Genomic DNA, 14,578 nt, shown 5'->3' with positions numbered 1-14,578 from the left:
GAGGTCGTTGAAGGGATTCCATCGATGATTTTCGAAGTCGGCGAGACAGTCGTCTACCCCCACCACGGTGCGGCTACGATTTCCGAGGTCAAGACCCGCATCATCAAGGGTGAAGAGAAGACCTATCTCAAGCTCCGGGTCGCCCAGGGCGATCTGACCATCGAGGTGCCCGCCGAGAACGTCGAGCTCGTCGGCGTGCGCGACGTCATCGGTCGAGAGGGCGTCGACCGCGTGTTCGACGTGCTGCGGGCTCCGTTCACCGAAGAGCCCACCAACTGGTCGCGCCGATACAAGGCCAACCTCGAGAAGCTGGCTTCGGGTGACGTCATCAAGGTCAGCGAGGTCGTGCGCGATCTCTGGCGCCGCGACCAAGACCGCGGCCTCTCTGCCGGAGAAAAGCGCATGCTCGCCAAGGCCCGTCAGATCCTCATCTCCGAATTGGCGCTGGCCGAGAAGACCGACGAAGAGAAGGCATCCCTGGTTCTCGACGAGGTTCTGGCCTCCTAGGTCGTGATCGCTCCTACAACGGCGCCTCGCGTCGCGATCATCGTCGTGGCCGCTGGAAGCGGAACGCGCCTCGGCGAGCCTGTGCCGAAGGCCTTCGTCGACCTCGAGGGGCGCAGCATCCTGTCGAGATCCCTCGATCCGATCTTCGGTCTTGCCGACCCCGTGCAGGTCGTGGTGGTGGCTCCGTCGAGCCATCTCCAGCAGGCTCGAGACATCGTCGGGCAGAGTGCGGGTGCGGCATCGGATGCCTGCGGCGTCGTCGTCGGAGGCGACTCCCGACAGTCGTCGGTGGCGTCGGGCCTCGCCGCCCTCCTTCCCTCGATCGAGATCGTGCTCGTGCACGATGCGGCACGTGCACTCGCTCCCGGCTCCCTCTTCGAGAGGGTGGTCGCCGAGGTCGAGTCCGCGGGCCGCGGTGTGATCCCGGGCCTGGCCGTCAGCGACACCATCAAGAGGGTCGACGCATCCGCGACGGTGCTCGAGACCGTCGACCGCGCGCAGCTGTCGGCCGTGCAGACCCCGCAGGCCTTTCCCCGCGCCGAACTCGTGGCGGCCTACGCCGCCGCAGACCGCGAATTCACCGACGACGCGGCGCTGATCCAGCACGCCGGCGGGTCGGTCGCCATCGTCGCCGGAGATCCGCTCGCGTTCAAGATCACGACGCCGTGGGATCTGCGCCGTGCCCAGCAGTTGCTGGCCGAGACGTCGTCGGCGAGCCGGCCATCGGCATCCGCATTGGCCGTTCGAACGGGTGTCGGTGTCGACGCGCACGCTCTCGATGCAGACCAGCCTCTCTGGCTCGCCGGTCTCTTCTGGCCCGGCGAGGCAGGGCTCGCGGGCCACAGCGACGGAGACGCCGTCGCGCACGCTCTGTGCGACGCACTGCTCTCTGCTGCGGGTCTCGGAGACATCGGCGGCATCTTCGGCGTCGACGACCCACGGCTCGACGGAGCGCACGCCGACGTCTTCGTGCTCGAGACCGTACGGCTGCTGGCTGTCGCCGGCTTCGCGCCGTCGAACGTCTCGGTGCAGCTGGTGGGCAACCGTCCCCGTTTCGCGCCGCGCAAGAAAGAGGCGGAGGAGTTCCTCTCGGCGTTGGTCGGCTGCCCCGTCTCGGTGTCGGCGACGACGACCGATTCTCTCGGCTTCACGGGCAGGGGCGAGGGCGTCGCCGCCATCGCGACCGCCCTCATCGCGTCGGCGACCCAGCCCGCTGCGGGCGCGGTCACGTAACACGTGCTCCGCGCCGCCTAAACTAACTGGGTGGCGCTTCGACTGTATGACTCGAGAAGCCGGACCCTGTCCGACTTCGTTCCCCTCGTTCCTGACCAGGTGGGAATCTACGTCTGCGGACCCACGGTGCAGTCATCGCCGCACATCGGACACCTTCGCAGCGCTCTCGTCTATGACCAGCTGCGCCGCTGGCTGGCCCACTCGGGACACCACGTCACCTTCGTGCGCAATGTCACCGACATCGACGACAAGGTGCTCGTGAACGCGGCCGGCAGCGATGAGCCGTGGTGGGCTCTGGCGTACCGCGTCGAACTCGAGTTCACGGCCGCCTACAACGCCATCGGCGTGCTCCCGCCCACCTATGAGCCTCGCGCCACCGCGAGCATCCCCGAGATGCACGCGATCATCGGCCGCCTCATCGACAAGGGCTTCGCCTATCCGGCCGACGACGAGTCGGGCGACGTGTACTTCGATGCGCGCGCCTGGCCCCAGTACGGCGAACTCACCCACCAGAGCCTCGACGACATGGCTCCTTCCACCGACTCCGACCCGCGGGGCAAGCGCGACGTGCGCGACTTCGCGCTTTGGAAGGGACGCAAGCCCGAAGAGCCGGAGTCGGCGTCGTGGCAGAGCCCTTGGGGTGCCGGACGCCCCGGCTGGCACATCGAGTGCTCCGCGATGTCGACGAAGTACCTCGGTGCCCAGTTCGACATCCACGGCGGCGGCATCGATCTGCGCTTTCCCCATCACGAGAACGAACTGGCGCAGTCCACGGCGGCCGGTGACCCCTTCGCGAACTACTGGTTGCACAACGGACTCGTCTCGGTCTCGGGGCAGAAGATGTCGAAGTCTCTCGGCAACTCGATCTTCGCCGCGGAGCTCATCGCCTCGGCGCGCCCGCTCGTGCTGCGGTACTACCTCGGCGCGGCCCACTACCGTTCGACTCTCGAGTTTCACGATGGAGCTCTGGCCGAAGCGGAGGCGGCACTCGGACGCATCGAGGGATTCCTCGAGCGCGCGGAACGTCGACTCGAGGACACCCGCTTCGCCTCCGACGCCGTGCAGGTCATGCCCGACGAGTTCGTCGCGGCCATGGATGACGACCTCGGCGTTCCCCAGGCGCTCGGCGTCGTGCACGACACCGTTCGTGCGGGCAATGCTGCCCTCGACAACGAAGACCTGGTCGAGGCTGCGCACGCGTTGGGCGCCGTCATCGCGATGACGAGCGTGCTCGGCATCAACCCCCTATCCAGCGAGTGGTCGACGAGCTCGAGCGGAGCGACCGATGTCGCCCTCGCCGCGCTCGTCGAACGACTGCTCGAAGACCGCCAGGCTGCCCGGGAAGGTCGCGACTTCGTCACGGCCGACCGAGTTCGTGATGAACTGAACGCAGCCGGCATCACTATTGAAGACGGTCCTTCGGGATCGCATTGGAGTCTCGATGGCTAAATCAGGAGCGAGCAAGCCCACAAGGGCAGGCGCAGTACGCAAGGCGAGTCGTGGAAAGGCCGTCGGATCGGGCGGCCAGGGTCGGCAGGCCTTGGAGGGCAAGAAGCCCACGCCGAAGGCAGAGGATCGCCCGTACCACCCCGCCGGGAAGGCGAAGGCTGCCAAAGAGCGCTTCATCGCCGCCGGCGGCAAGGGTGGTCGGGGCGGCAGCAGCCGGGGCGCATCGCAAGACCCGAACCGCAAACCGGCCCCGCGTCGCAGCGCCAAGAACGAGGAGTTCGAGGTCGTGACCGGCCGCAACTCGGTCGTCGAGGCGCTCCGTGCCAAGATCCCCGCGACGGCGCTGTACCTCGCGACCCGTATCGAGATGGACGAGCGTGTCAAAGAGGCGCTGGCTCTTGCAACCAACCGCGGCATCCCGATTCTCGAGGTCATGCGCCCCGAGCTCGATCGGCTCACGAGCTTCGACTCCGTGCACCAGGGACTCGCTCTCAAGGTGCCGGCGTATGAATACGCTCACCCGGTCGACCTGCTCGACGAGGTGATCTCGCGGGGCGACACCCCTCTCTTCGTCGCGCTCGACGGCATCACCGATCCCCGCAACCTCGGCGCCATCATCCGGTCGACCTCGGCCTTCGGTGGCCAGGGCGTCATTGTTCCCCAGCGCCGCTCGGTGGGTGTCACGGCATCTGCATGGAAGACGTCGGCCGGAGCGGCCGCTCGTACTCCCGTCGCGATGGCCTCGAACCTCACCGCCACGCTCAAGGCCTTCAAGCAGAAGGGCGTGTTCGTGATCGGCCTCGACGGCGGGGGAGACGTGTCGCTTCCCGGCCTCTCGTTCGCCGACGGTCCGGTCGTCATCGTCGTCGGCAGCGAGGGCAAGGGCCTGTCGCGTCTCGTCACCGAGACCTGCGACGCCGTCGTGTCGATTCCGATCACCGCGGCCACGGAGTCGCTGAACGCGGGAATCGCGGCGAGCGTCACGCTCTACGAGATCTCCCGTCTGCGCGCAGCCAAGAAGTAGGGGCCTCCGCCGATCGACCACTCTGCGCCGGTCGAGTAGGCCGCTCCGAAGTCGGAGCGGCTACTCGATCAGCGCAGAACCGCCCTAGACCTTGAGGCGCCAGTCCTCGTCGTCTTCTGCCTCGACGGGCACCGAACCCGTCTGCACGTCGACGGGCAGGGTGATCGTTCCCGTGGGCGGGTCGATGACCGTGGCCTCGTCGCGCCGGTGGCGGAGCACGTCGTTGATATAGGCGTTGAGAGCCTCGGCCAGCGGGATGTCGCGCCCCTGCTGCTCGCTCATGAACCAGCGGTGCTCGAGCAGTTGGTGGAACAACTCGGCGGGCTCGAGCTTGCGCTTGAGATCGCGCGGAACACTGCGCACGACGGGCTCGAACACTTTGGCCACCCAGTCGTGTGCCATCATCTCTTCGTCGTAGTCGTCTTTGCTGTACCGCGCGCTGAAGTCGTCGAGGTCGTTGAGCAGGCGACGGGCCTGATTCTCCTGAGCGTCGACCCCGGTGAGACGCAGCAGCCTGCGCTGGTGGTGGCCCGCATCCACGACCTTCGGCTGGATGCGCACCGTCGTGCCCTCGTCGTCGGTCTTGATATCGAGCTCCTCGATGTCGAAGCCGAGCTCGTTGAGCCGGTCGACGCGCTGATTGATACGCCAGCGCTCGCTCGACGAGAACGACTCCTTGCCCGTGAGCTCAGACCACAGCGTGCGATAGGCGGCGAGGATGCCGTTGCTCACCTTGATCGGGTCGAGTTCGTCATCGACGCGCCCACCGGCCTCGAGATCCATGAGCTCGCCCGCGATGTTGACGCGCGCGATCTCGAGGTCGTTCTCGCGCTGGCCGTTCGAGAGCCCGCCCGAGAAGAGCTTGCCCGTCTCGGCATCGACCAGGTAGGCGGCGAAGGCGCCGGCGTCGCGGCGGAAGAGCGTGTTCGAAAGCGAGACGTCGCCCCAGAAGAATCCGATGACGTGCAGGCGCACGAGCAGCAGTGCGAGAGCGTCGACGAGCCGCGTGGCGGTGTCGGGTCGCAGCTGCTGCGAGAACAGGGCGCGGTAGGGAAGAGAGAACTTGAGGTGCCGGGTGACCAGAACGCTCGGCAGCGGCTCGCCGTCGTCGTTGGTGCGGTCGGTGATCACGGCGAGCGGATCGACGCACGGGATCTCGAGGCTCTGCAGCAGGCGGAGCATCTTGTACTCGCCTCCGGCCATGTCGTCGGTGGTCTCCTTGATCGCGATGACGTGGCCGCTGAGATGGGCGAAGCGAACGAGGTGCCGCGAGAGGCCCTTGGGCAGAGCTGCGATGTACTGGTCATCCCATTCGCCGAGGGGGACGTCCCACGGCAGGTCGAGCAGGGCGGGGTCGGTGATGGCCGAGGTGATGGTGAGGGAACCCCTCATAGCTGCTCCTTGCTGATGTGCGAGATAGAACGCTGTCGGAGGGGACCGACGCGGATGCTGCGGGGAGAAACACGACGAGCCCGCCGCCTGTGCACCGAGCCGCAGGGCTGGTGCATCAAGCGACGAGCTCGACTGTGATGTTCGTCAGACGGTGTCTGCGGAGACTAGCTCGAGACGACTGCCTTGTTGCCGAGGCGCTCGCCCGACTCCGTGTCGAAGACGTGCACGTGGTTCGGCGTGGCCGTGAGGTACACGGTGTCGCCGAGCGAGGGGTGTGAGCGGCCGTCGACGCGGGTGACGATGTCGGTGCGCTTGCCGTCGATTTCGGAGTGGCCGTAGAGGTAGCCGTCGGCGCCGAGTTCTTCGACGAGGTCGACCTCGACCGCGAGGCCCTGGCCCTGGGTAGTCGAGACGATGATGTCCTCGGGGCGCACACCGACGGTGACGCTCTTGGCGGTGGCCTGCGACAGGGTTTCGCGGTCGACGGGAACGACGGAGGATCCGAACGCGATGCCGCCATCGACGACGTCGGCGTTGAAGAGGTTCATCGCGGGGCTTCCGATGAAGCCGGCGACGAAGACGTTGTTCGGCTTCTCGTAGAGGTCGCGGGGGGTGCCGACCTGCTGCAGCAGTCCGTCTTTGAGAACGGCGATGCGGTCACCCATGGTGAGCGCCTCGGTCTGGTCGTGGGTGACGTAGACGGTGGTGACGCCGAGTCGGCGCTGGAGCGACGCGATCTGGGTGCGGGTCTGGACGCGGAGCTTGGCGTCGAGATTCGACAGCGGCTCGTCCATGAGGAACACCTGGGGTTGGCGCACGATGGCGCGGCCCATGGCGACGCGCTGACGCTGACCACCGGAGAGGGCCTTCGGCTTGCGGCTGAGGTACGGCTCGAGGTCGAGGAGCTTGGCTGCTTCGAGGACGCGGGTTGCGCGGTCTTCTTTGCCGACGCCGGCGATCTTGAGCGCGAAGCCCATGTTCTCGGCCACGGTCATGTGGGGGTAGAGGGCGTAGTTCTGGAAGACCATGGCGATGTCGCGGTCTTTCGGGGGAACGTCGGTGACGTCGCGGTCACCGATGAGGATGCGTCCCTCGTTGACCTCTTCGAGGCCGGCGAGCATACGCAGCGTGGTCGACTTTCCGCAGCCGGAGGGGCCGACGAGAACGAGGAACTCGCCGTCAGCGACCTCGAGGTCGATCTTGTCGACCGAGGCGCGGGTTGCACCGGGGTAGATGCGGGTAGCTTTGTCAAAAGTGACAGATGCCATGGGTGTTAATCTCCTTCACCGGCAGGTACGTGCCGGACGATCCGTTGTGATGGATTGAACTGGACAGACGACAGCGTCGGTCCATCGCTCATTATGTCACGGTTCGCGGCCCCCGAATGAGGCACCCCTGCTGGGCTGTTTGGATATTTCCCAGTTAGGCCCTCTACGCTGGGGGTTCCGGCCGCTTTCGGCCCGATCGATTTTTCTCTTCTCTCACCCGGAGTTCTACACGTATGTCTTATGGCTCAGCCGGAGATGGTCGTCTCTCTAAGAACGAACGACGCGAAGCCGCCCGCGAAAAGGCGAAGGTGCTTCGCGAACAGCAGCGTAAGAAAGACATCCGCAACAGGATCTTCCTCTTCGGAGGCCTCGGAGTCGTCGTGATCGCCATCGGCGTCGCGGTCACGCTGATCATCGTCAGCGCCATCAAGCCCGCCGGACCGGGGCCGATGAACATGGCCAGCGACGGCGTCACCGTCAGCAAGGGGTTCGTCGCGACGACGAGCCCGTCGCAGCCGGCCGACGCGGCACCCGTCGCACCGACGCCCGACTACTCCAAGGGAGTCGTCGACATCCAGGTCTACGTCGACTACCTCTGCCCGTTCTGCGGCCAGTTCGAGGCGACCAACTCCGAGCAGATCGGCCAGTGGCTCGATTCCGGCGCGGCGACGCTCACCACCCACCCGCTCGCCATCCTCGATCGCGGCTCGCTCGGAACGAAGTACTCGACCCGCTCGGCCAACGCCGCAGCGTGTGTCGCCAACTACTCGCCCGACAGCTTCTACGCGTTCAGCGCTCTGCTCTTCAAGAACCAGCCCGCCGAGAATACCGAGGGTCTCGACAACGCCGCCCTCAAGGGCTACGTCACCGATGCCAAGGCCGAGAAGGTCTCGCAGATCGAGAAGTGCATCGACGACACCGAGTTCAAAGACTGGGTGAGCGCCTCGACGGCCCGCGCCCTCAAGGGCCCGCTGCCGAACACCGAGGTCGAGAAGGTGCAGGGCACCCCCACCGTTCTCGTCAACGGACAGCAGTACTCGGGTTCCTTGACCGACGCCGACGCGTTCTCCGCGTTCGTGCTGCAGGTCGCGAGCGAGGCGTACTCGACGACGACGCCCGCACCGACGCCCGAGCCCACCGTCGCGCAGTAGCGCGTCACCGGAGCGCCTCATTCGGCCGCAGGTCATGGCTAGAATGAGGTGTTCCATCTGCCGGCGTGGCGCAATTGGTAGCGCACCGCTCTTGTAAAGCGGGGGTTGCGGGTTCAAGTCCCGCCGCCGGCCCCATAGACCGACCTAACCAACCGAGATGGTTGGTGTGAGTGACGCACAACGCTGGCGCGTTGTGGGGTTCAAGTCCCGCCGCCGGCCCCACAGACCTCGAAATGCCCCCGCATGCTTCGGCATGCGGGGGCATTTTGATGTCGTCGACGCGTGCGGTGCGCCAGCGGAGAATCAGCCGCTGAGATGGCGCACATGGCGGCACGACCGAGGTCCGATCACGCCATTTGCGACATCTCGCGCCGCACTCGATGCGACAGGTCAATCGCGACGGGTCAGCTGCGACGGGTCAATCGCGACTGGTCAGCTGCGGCGGGCAGCTCGACGATCGAGTCCCAGCGAGACGAGAAGGATGCTCACGCCGGCGATCGAGAGGCCGATGCCGACCCAGGCGGGCGCGATGTATCCGAAGCCGGCGGCGATCACGATGCCGCCGAGGAACGCGCCCATCGAGTTGCCGAGGTTGAGAGCCGAGTGGTTGAGGGCCGCGGCGATCGACTGCGAGTCGTGGGCGACATCCATGAGTCGAGCCTGAATCGTGGGCGACGCGGCCGAGACGAACGCGCCGATGAAGAAGATCGAGATGAACAGCCCGGGCACGCTCGCCGCGGTGAGCCCGAAGGCCAGGCAGGCGAGGCCGATGCCCGGCATGAAGAGGAGAAGAGAGCGGGTCACGGACTTGTCCGCGGCCCAGCCTCCGATGAAGTTGCCGATGGTCATGCCCACGCCGAAAGTCACCAGAACGAGCGGCACGACTCCCGCCCCGAGGCCGGTGACGTCGGTGACCACGGGGGCGACGTAGCTGTAGACCGCGAACATTCCGCCGAAGCCGATCGAGGCCATGGCCAGCGTCAGCCAGATCTGCGGACGGGAGAACGCCCTGAGCTCGTTGCGGATCGTGCTCTCGGGATTGCCCGCCTGGAACGGCACCGTCGCGAGGATCGCCACGAGCGTCGCCGCGAAGATCACCGTCACGAGCCAGAACGCGCTTCGCCAGCCGAAGTTCTGGCCCAGGTAGGTGCCGATCGGAACGCCGATGACGTTCGCGATGGTGAGGCCGGAGAGCACGAACGCCACACCGCGTGCGCGCATGCCCGGGCCCATGAGGGTGGCCGCGACCAGCGAGGCGATGCCGAAGTACGCGCCGTGGGGAAGCCCCGAGACGAAGCGCGCAGCGAGAACCCAGCCGAACGAGGGAAGGACCGCGGTGGCGAGATTGCCGATCACGAAGCACGCCACGAGCACGGTGAGCAGGCGTTTGCGGGGCCATCGAGCCGCGGCGGCCGCGATGGTCGGCGCTCCAACGACGACTCCGAGCGCGTACGCCGATATCAGGTGTCCAGCCGTCGCGTTGGCATCCGCCGAATTCGAGGCGTACAGCGTCGGGAGGAGATCCTGCGCGATGTTCGGCAGCAATCCCATCGACACGAATTCGGTGACGCCGATGCCGAAACCGCCCAGGGCGAGTGCGAGCAGCGCGAACCACCGACGCCGGGGTGAGTACTGCAGGTGTCCGACGCGCGGCGCATCGACAGCGGCCCCGTCGTTCGAGGGGGTCGTCGATCGGATGGTCTGGGTGGGTGCGTCGGATTCAGTCACGAGAACTCGATCCTATCCCTCGGAGGACCGCGGTTCGAATCGATTCGACCCAGGTTCGATCAGAGGGTCGAGACGTGCCTGGCGACGTCGATTCGAGAGCGCCGTCGTTCCCGGGGGCGATCGACCCGCCGACCCGTGTAGATCCAACCCAGCATCTGCTCGTCGGGTCCGAGACGGTGCGCGATGCGCACGGCCTCGCTGCGCGTCTGGATGCCCGTGCGCCACATCGCGCCGTAGCCGCGTTCGTGCAGCAGCAGGGTGAGAGCATGGGCGACACCGGATGCGACGGCCTCCTGTTCCCAGTAGGGCACCTTCACACTGGGCCGCGGCGAGACGACCACCGCGAGCAGCAGCGGTGCACGGAACGACTTGCGGATGCTCTTCTCTGCGTCGTGCCCGTGCAGGCCGGATGCCGCGGCGAGGCTCTCGCCGACGAGCCGCCGGGACTCTCCTCGGATCTCGATGACCCGCCACGGAGTCAGGCCGGAGTGGTCGGCCACCTGGCCGGCGGCTTCGACCAGCTCGAGGATCTCGTCGTGACTCGGCGCCTCGTTTGAGACCTTCGAACTCGAGCGGCGCTCGTGCAGGGCATCGAAGACGGATGCCACCCCGTTACTCGGCGGGATCGAACTCGAGCGAGATCGAGTTCATGCAGTAGCGGTCACCCGTGGGGGTCTGCGGTGCGTCGTCGAAGACATGGCCCAGGTGCGAGCCGCACGCGGCGCAGCGCACCTCGGTGCGCACCATTCCGAGCGTGGAGTCCGTGATCAACTCGACGGCGTCGGTCGTCGACGGGTCGTAGAAGCTCGGCCAGCCGCAGTGTGAGTCGAACTTCGTCGTGCTGCGGAAGAGCTCTGCGCTGCACGCCTTGCACCGGTAGGTGCCCTCGCGGCCCTCGTCGAGCAGCTCGCCCGTCCAGGGACGCTCCGTCGCGGCCTGACGCAGCACGGCGTACTCATCGGCTGACAGCTCCGCGCGCCAGTCCTCATCGCTCTTCTGAACGTCGTAACCCATCGAAAAGACCCTCCTGTGTCGCCGTCTGATCACGGCATCGCGATCGTCAGGGCTCTTCCATCATCACAGTAAACTTCTCTGCCATGCCCCTCGAACCCGTACCCGCGATCGTGCAGAAGAGCTGGAGCGAGCTGACCACGGTCGAGCTGTACGAGATCATCAAGCTCCGCACCGATGTGTTCTTCGTCGAGCAGAGAGTCGACGAGAGCGAACTCGACCGTCGCGACAGGGAGGCGAGCACCGTCCACCTGTGGATCCCGGGTGAGAACGGGGACGTGGCCGCTTATCTCCGGGTGCTCCGCGACGAGCTAGCAGAGTACGGCGACGCGCATCGGCTACCTGGCCGCGTGGTCGTCGGCGCCGCGTACCGGGGCCGCGGGCTCGCTCAGCTGCTCCTCGCCCGGGTCGTCGAGCTGTTCGGGGCGGAGCCGATGCTGCTTCACTCGCAGAGCTACATCCAGAGCCTCTACGCCGCGTTCGGCTTCGTCGTGGTGGGCGATGAATTCGTCGAGGGCGGCATCCCGCATCGCACGATGTTCAGGGCCAGCACCTAGGTATCGCGGCATGCCCGGCCCATTCGGGTGATGCAAAGGATGCGAACCATAGGATGTTCATGATCGGGGCCCGACGGTTCCCGGCAGGATGTGGAGGCCGCGTGGGTGTCGCGAAGAATCTCGATGAGCAGCATGAGGGCGACGGCTCGACGCTGCGCCTGAGCGCTCGCGACATCGCGATCCTGGCCTTCGAGCGCACATGGTGGAAGCATGCGGGCGCCAAGGAACAGGCCATCCGCGACGAATTCGGGCTGTCGGCGGCCCGCTACTATCAACTGCTGGGGGCTCTCATCGATTCGCCCTCCGCCCTCGCTCACGACCCGATGCTCATCAAGAGACTGCACCGTGTGCGGGATGCCAGGACGGCGGCACGATCCGTGCGCCTCACGTCCCTCGACGACTAGGACCCGAGACCACACCATGGCCAAGCCTCCAACAGATCGCTTCGACACCATCCCCGCAGATCTCCATCGCACGGGAGCGCACCGCGGGCCGCGGCGCAAGGGCCGAGGATGGATCGCGTTCGCGTGGGCCGCTCTCGCAACCGGCGTCATCGTCGCCGGTGGAGTCATCACTCTCGCCGTCATCAACGACAGCATCAAATTCGACGATCTGCTCGGCGGCGGCACGACCGCTGCCACGCAGACCCCGACTCCGACGCCCACACCCGAGGTGACACCGGTCGTCGACCCCGCGGCTACGGTCACCGTGCTCAACGGCACAGAGACGGTCGGGCTCGCCGCGAGCGTCGGCGACGCGATGCGTGAGGCCGGATGGGCGGGCATCGGCTCGACCGCCAACGCGAGTGCCACCGACTTCAAGACGACCACGGTCTACTACGTCGACCCCGCTCAGGAGGCGGCCGCTCTCGGGCTGGCGAACTCACTGTTCACCAAGGCGACGGCCGATGCCGCGGCCAACGGAGTCACGTTGTCGATCACCGCGATCAGGGTCGAGCAGTCGGATCAGTTCCAAGGCGCTCAGCTCACCGTGGTTCTCGGCGCAGACTTCATCGAGCCGTCTGCCGACGGCTCGACAGACGAGCCCGTGCAGTAGTTATCGGAGCCTGCCGCCTCGACCCCATATTTCGGTGATGTTTCCGTCATGTTGAGATGCGGAAACGGATATTCCGTTTCGATGTCAACGCCTGAATTCGGGGCATCTCGCTGATTAGTATCGGCCTTGGTCGCCCGTGTTCCAGCGGGTGTCCTGACGACACACATTCGGCAATGGGGAGTAACAATGGCGAACGGAACCGTGAAATGGTTCAACGCTGAAAAGGGCTACGGTTTCATCACCGTCGACGAGGGAGGACAGGATGTCTTCGTGCACTACTCGGCGATCGAGATGGGCGGTTACAAGGTGCTCGAAGAAGGCCAGCAGGTTGTCTTCGAAGTAGGCACCGGAGCGAAGGGACCTCAGGCCGAAGCCGTCAGGCTCGCCTAGCCCTCCTCGCCCGCACAGTGCGTCGCCGACCGGCGACGCCCGACACTCTGAACGCCGTCCGCGAAAGCGGGCGGCGTTCGTCGTCGCAGCTTGCACTCACCTGCCCTGAGTGCCAATATTGTCTTAGCACTCTCTCCAATGGAGTGCTAATTCTTTGATTGTCTCCGGGAGGGACAGAAACACTTATGGCAAAGATCATTGCTTTCGATGAAGAGGCCCGCCGTGGCCTCGAGCGTGGACTGAACATTCTGGCCGACGCCGTCAAGGTCACGCTCGGCCCGCGCGGTCGCAACGTCGTCCTCGAGAAGAAGTGGGGCGCTCCCACCATCACGAACGACGGTGTTTCGATCGCGAAAGAGATCGAACTCGACGACCCGTACGAGAAGATCGGTGCAGAGCTCGTCAAGGAGGTCGCCAAGAAGACCGATGACGTCGCTGGCGACGGAACGACCACGGCTACCGTGCTCGCCCAGGCGCTCGTCCGCGAAGGCCTGCGCAACGTCGCGGCCGGTGCCGACCCCATCACGCTGAAGCGCGGCATCGAGAAGGCCGTCGCCGCTGTGACCGCCGAGCTCGTCGCCAACGCGAAAGAGATCGAGACGAAGGAAGAGATCGCGGCCACCGCATCGATCTCCGCCGGAGACCCCGAGATCGGCGCGTTGATCGCCGAGGCGATCGACAAGGTCGGCAAAGAGGGCGTCGTCACGGTCGAGGAGTCGAACACGTTCGGCACCGAGCTCGAGCTCACCGAGGGCATGCGCTTCGACAAGGGCTACCTGTCGCAGTACTTCGTCACCGACCCCGACCGCCAGGAAGCCGTCTTCGAAGACCCCTACATCCTGATCGTCAACAGCAAGGTCTCGAACATTAAGGACCTGCTGCCGATCGTCGACAAGGTCATCCAGAGCGGCAAGCAGCTTCTCATCATCGCCGAAGACGTCGACGGCGAGGCTCTGGCCACGCTCGTGGTCAACAAGATCCGTGGCATCTTCAAGTCGGTTGCCGTCAAGGCTCCCGGCTTCGGCGACCGTCGCAAGGCTCAGCTGCAGGACATCGCGATCCTCACCGGCGGACAGGTCATCTCTGAAGAGGTCGGCCTGAAGCTCGAGAACGTGACCCTCGACCTGCTGGGTAAGGCTCGCAAGGTCGTCATCACGAAAGACGAGACCACGATCGTCGAGGGAGCCGGCGACGCCGACGCCATCGCCGGACGCGTTCAGCAGATCCGCAACGAGATCGACAACACCGACAGCGACTACGACCGTGAGAAGCTCCAGGAGCGTCTCGCCAAGCTCGCCGGTGGAGTTGCCGTCATCAAGGCCGGAGCCGCGACCGAGGTCGAGCTCAAGGAGCGCAAGCACCGCATCGAAGACGCCGTGCGCAACGCCAAGGCCGCCGTCGAAGAGGGCATCGTCGCCGGTGGTGGCGTCGCCCTCATCCAGGCCGGCAAGACCGCGTTCGAGAAGCTCGAGCTCACGGGTGACGAGGCGACCGGAGCGAACATCGTTCGCGTCGCCATCGATGCTCCGCTCAAGCAGATCGCTCAGAACGCAGGCCTCGAGCCTGGTGTCGTCGCCGAGAAGGTTCGCAACCTGCCCGTCGGACACGGCCTCAACGCCGCGACCGGTGAGTACGTCGACATGCTGGCCGCCGGCATCAACGACCCGGTGAAGGTCACGCGCTCCGCGCTGGTCAACGCTGCGTCGATCGCCGGTCTGTTCCTCACCACGTCGGTGGTTGTGGCAGACAAGCCCGAGAAGGTTGCGGCTCCGGCCGGCGACCCCACGGGTGGCATGGACTTCTAAGTCCCAC

General features: G+C 66.0%; 15 protein-coding genes and 1 tRNA gene. 11 read left to right on the top strand and 5 right to left on the bottom strand.

Features of this window, described 5'->3' with window-relative positions; genetic code table 11:
- Positions 1-24 precede the first annotated feature (24 nt).
- From ASE64_RS06390 to rlmB, 4 genes are read left to right on the top strand one after another with little or no spacing between them, the layout of a single operon-like run.
- On the top strand, positions 25-507 hold the full coding sequence (locus ASE64_RS06390) for a CarD family transcriptional regulator (RefSeq protein WP_055777778.1): 483 nt from the start codon (positions 25-27) through the stop codon (positions 505-507).
- A 6-nt stretch (positions 508-513) separates the two neighbouring features.
- Positions 514-1,740 (top strand): 2-C-methyl-D-erythritol 4-phosphate cytidylyltransferase, encoded by a 1,227-nt coding sequence (ispD, locus tag ASE64_RS06385; RefSeq protein WP_055779690.1) that lies wholly within the window; start codon positions 514-516, stop codon positions 1,738-1,740.
- Between the two features lie 30 nt (positions 1,741-1,770).
- Complete coding sequence (gene cysS, locus ASE64_RS06380; RefSeq protein WP_055777776.1) at positions 1,771-3,189, top strand: cysteine--tRNA ligase; 1,419 nt, start codon at positions 1,771-1,773, stop codon at positions 3,187-3,189.
- Entirely contained in the window at positions 3,182-4,213 is a 1,032-nt protein-coding gene (rlmB, locus tag ASE64_RS06375) for a 23S rRNA (guanosine(2251)-2'-O)-methyltransferase RlmB (RefSeq protein ID WP_055777773.1), read from the top strand. Before cysS ends, rlmB begins: the two co-directional genes overlap by 8 nt.
- An 84-nt stretch (positions 4,214-4,297) precedes the next feature.
- Here the strand turns inward: rlmB and ASE64_RS06370 are convergent, their stop codons facing one another.
- Both ASE64_RS06370 and ASE64_RS06365 read right to left on the bottom strand, forming a co-directional pair.
- Positions 4,298-5,605: a DUF4032 domain-containing protein gene (locus ASE64_RS06370; RefSeq protein WP_055777770.1), complete on the bottom strand. Its 1,308-nt coding sequence runs from the start codon at positions 5,603-5,605 to the stop codon at positions 4,298-4,300.
- Positions 5,606-5,769: 164 nt separating this feature from the next.
- Positions 5,770-6,873, bottom strand: a complete 1,104-nt coding sequence (locus tag ASE64_RS06365) for an ABC transporter ATP-binding protein (RefSeq protein ID WP_055777767.1) — start codon at positions 6,871-6,873, stop codon at positions 5,770-5,772.
- A gap of 233 nt (positions 6,874-7,106) precedes the next feature.
- Here ASE64_RS06365 and ASE64_RS06360 point away from each other — a divergent pair, with 233 nt between their 5' ends.
- Positions 7,107-8,024: a DsbA family protein gene (locus tag ASE64_RS06360; protein ID WP_055777764.1), complete on the top strand. Its 918-nt coding sequence runs from the start codon at positions 7,107-7,109 to the stop codon at positions 8,022-8,024.
- A gap of 59 nt (positions 8,025-8,083) precedes the next feature.
- Positions 8,084-8,159 (top strand) — tRNA-Thr (locus tag ASE64_RS06355).
- 297 nt (positions 8,160-8,456) lie between these two features.
- Here ASE64_RS06355 and ASE64_RS06350 read toward each other — a convergent pair.
- The 3 genes from ASE64_RS06350 to msrB form a co-directional block, all read right to left on the bottom strand.
- Positions 8,457-9,662: an MFS transporter gene (locus tag ASE64_RS06350; protein ID WP_055779688.1), complete on the bottom strand. Its 1,206-nt coding sequence runs from the start codon at positions 9,660-9,662 to the stop codon at positions 8,457-8,459.
- A 149-nt stretch (positions 9,663-9,811) separates the two neighbouring features.
- A complete protein-coding gene (locus ASE64_RS06345) occupies positions 9,812-10,360 on the bottom strand; it encodes a nitroreductase family protein (RefSeq protein WP_055777760.1) in 549 nt (182 codons plus the stop codon).
- Positions 10,361-10,364: 4 nt separating this feature from the next.
- The gene (msrB, locus tag ASE64_RS06340) at positions 10,365-10,766 is read right to left on the bottom strand and encodes a peptide-methionine (R)-S-oxide reductase MsrB (RefSeq protein WP_055777757.1); all 402 of its coding nucleotides are present in this window, start codon (positions 10,764-10,766) and stop codon (positions 10,365-10,367) included.
- 83 nt (positions 10,767-10,849) lie between these two features.
- Here msrB and ASE64_RS06335 point away from each other — a divergent pair, with 83 nt between their 5' ends.
- The 5 genes from ASE64_RS06335 (at position 10,850) to groL (ending at position 14,571) form a co-directional block, all read left to right on the top strand.
- Complete coding sequence (locus ASE64_RS06335) at positions 10,850-11,320, top strand: GNAT family N-acetyltransferase (protein ID WP_235480524.1); 471 nt, start codon at positions 10,850-10,852, stop codon at positions 11,318-11,320.
- Positions 11,321-11,421: 101 nt separating this feature from the next.
- A complete protein-coding gene (locus ASE64_RS06330; RefSeq protein WP_055777754.1) occupies positions 11,422-11,724 on the top strand; it encodes a DUF3263 domain-containing protein in 303 nt (100 codons plus the stop codon).
- A 16-nt stretch (positions 11,725-11,740) separates the two neighbouring features.
- Positions 11,741-12,376, top strand: a complete 636-nt coding sequence (locus ASE64_RS06325) for a LytR C-terminal domain-containing protein (RefSeq protein ID WP_055777751.1) — start codon at positions 11,741-11,743, stop codon at positions 12,374-12,376.
- 186 nt (positions 12,377-12,562) lie between these two features.
- Positions 12,563-12,766, top strand: a complete 204-nt coding sequence (locus tag ASE64_RS06320; RefSeq protein ID WP_044440195.1) for a cold-shock protein — start codon at positions 12,563-12,565, stop codon at positions 12,764-12,766.
- A 185-nt stretch (positions 12,767-12,951) separates the two neighbouring features.
- Positions 12,952-14,571, top strand: coding sequence for a chaperonin GroEL (gene groL, locus ASE64_RS06315; protein WP_055777748.1), 1,620 nt, complete (start codon positions 12,952-12,954; stop codon positions 14,569-14,571).
- Positions 14,572-14,578 lie beyond the last annotated feature (7 nt).

This window comes from Agreia sp. Leaf210, assembly GCF_001421485.1.
Taxonomy (GTDB): Bacteria; Actinomycetota; Actinomycetes; order Actinomycetales; family Microbacteriaceae; genus Agreia.
This window is presented reverse-complemented; position numbering and strand designations above follow the sequence as displayed.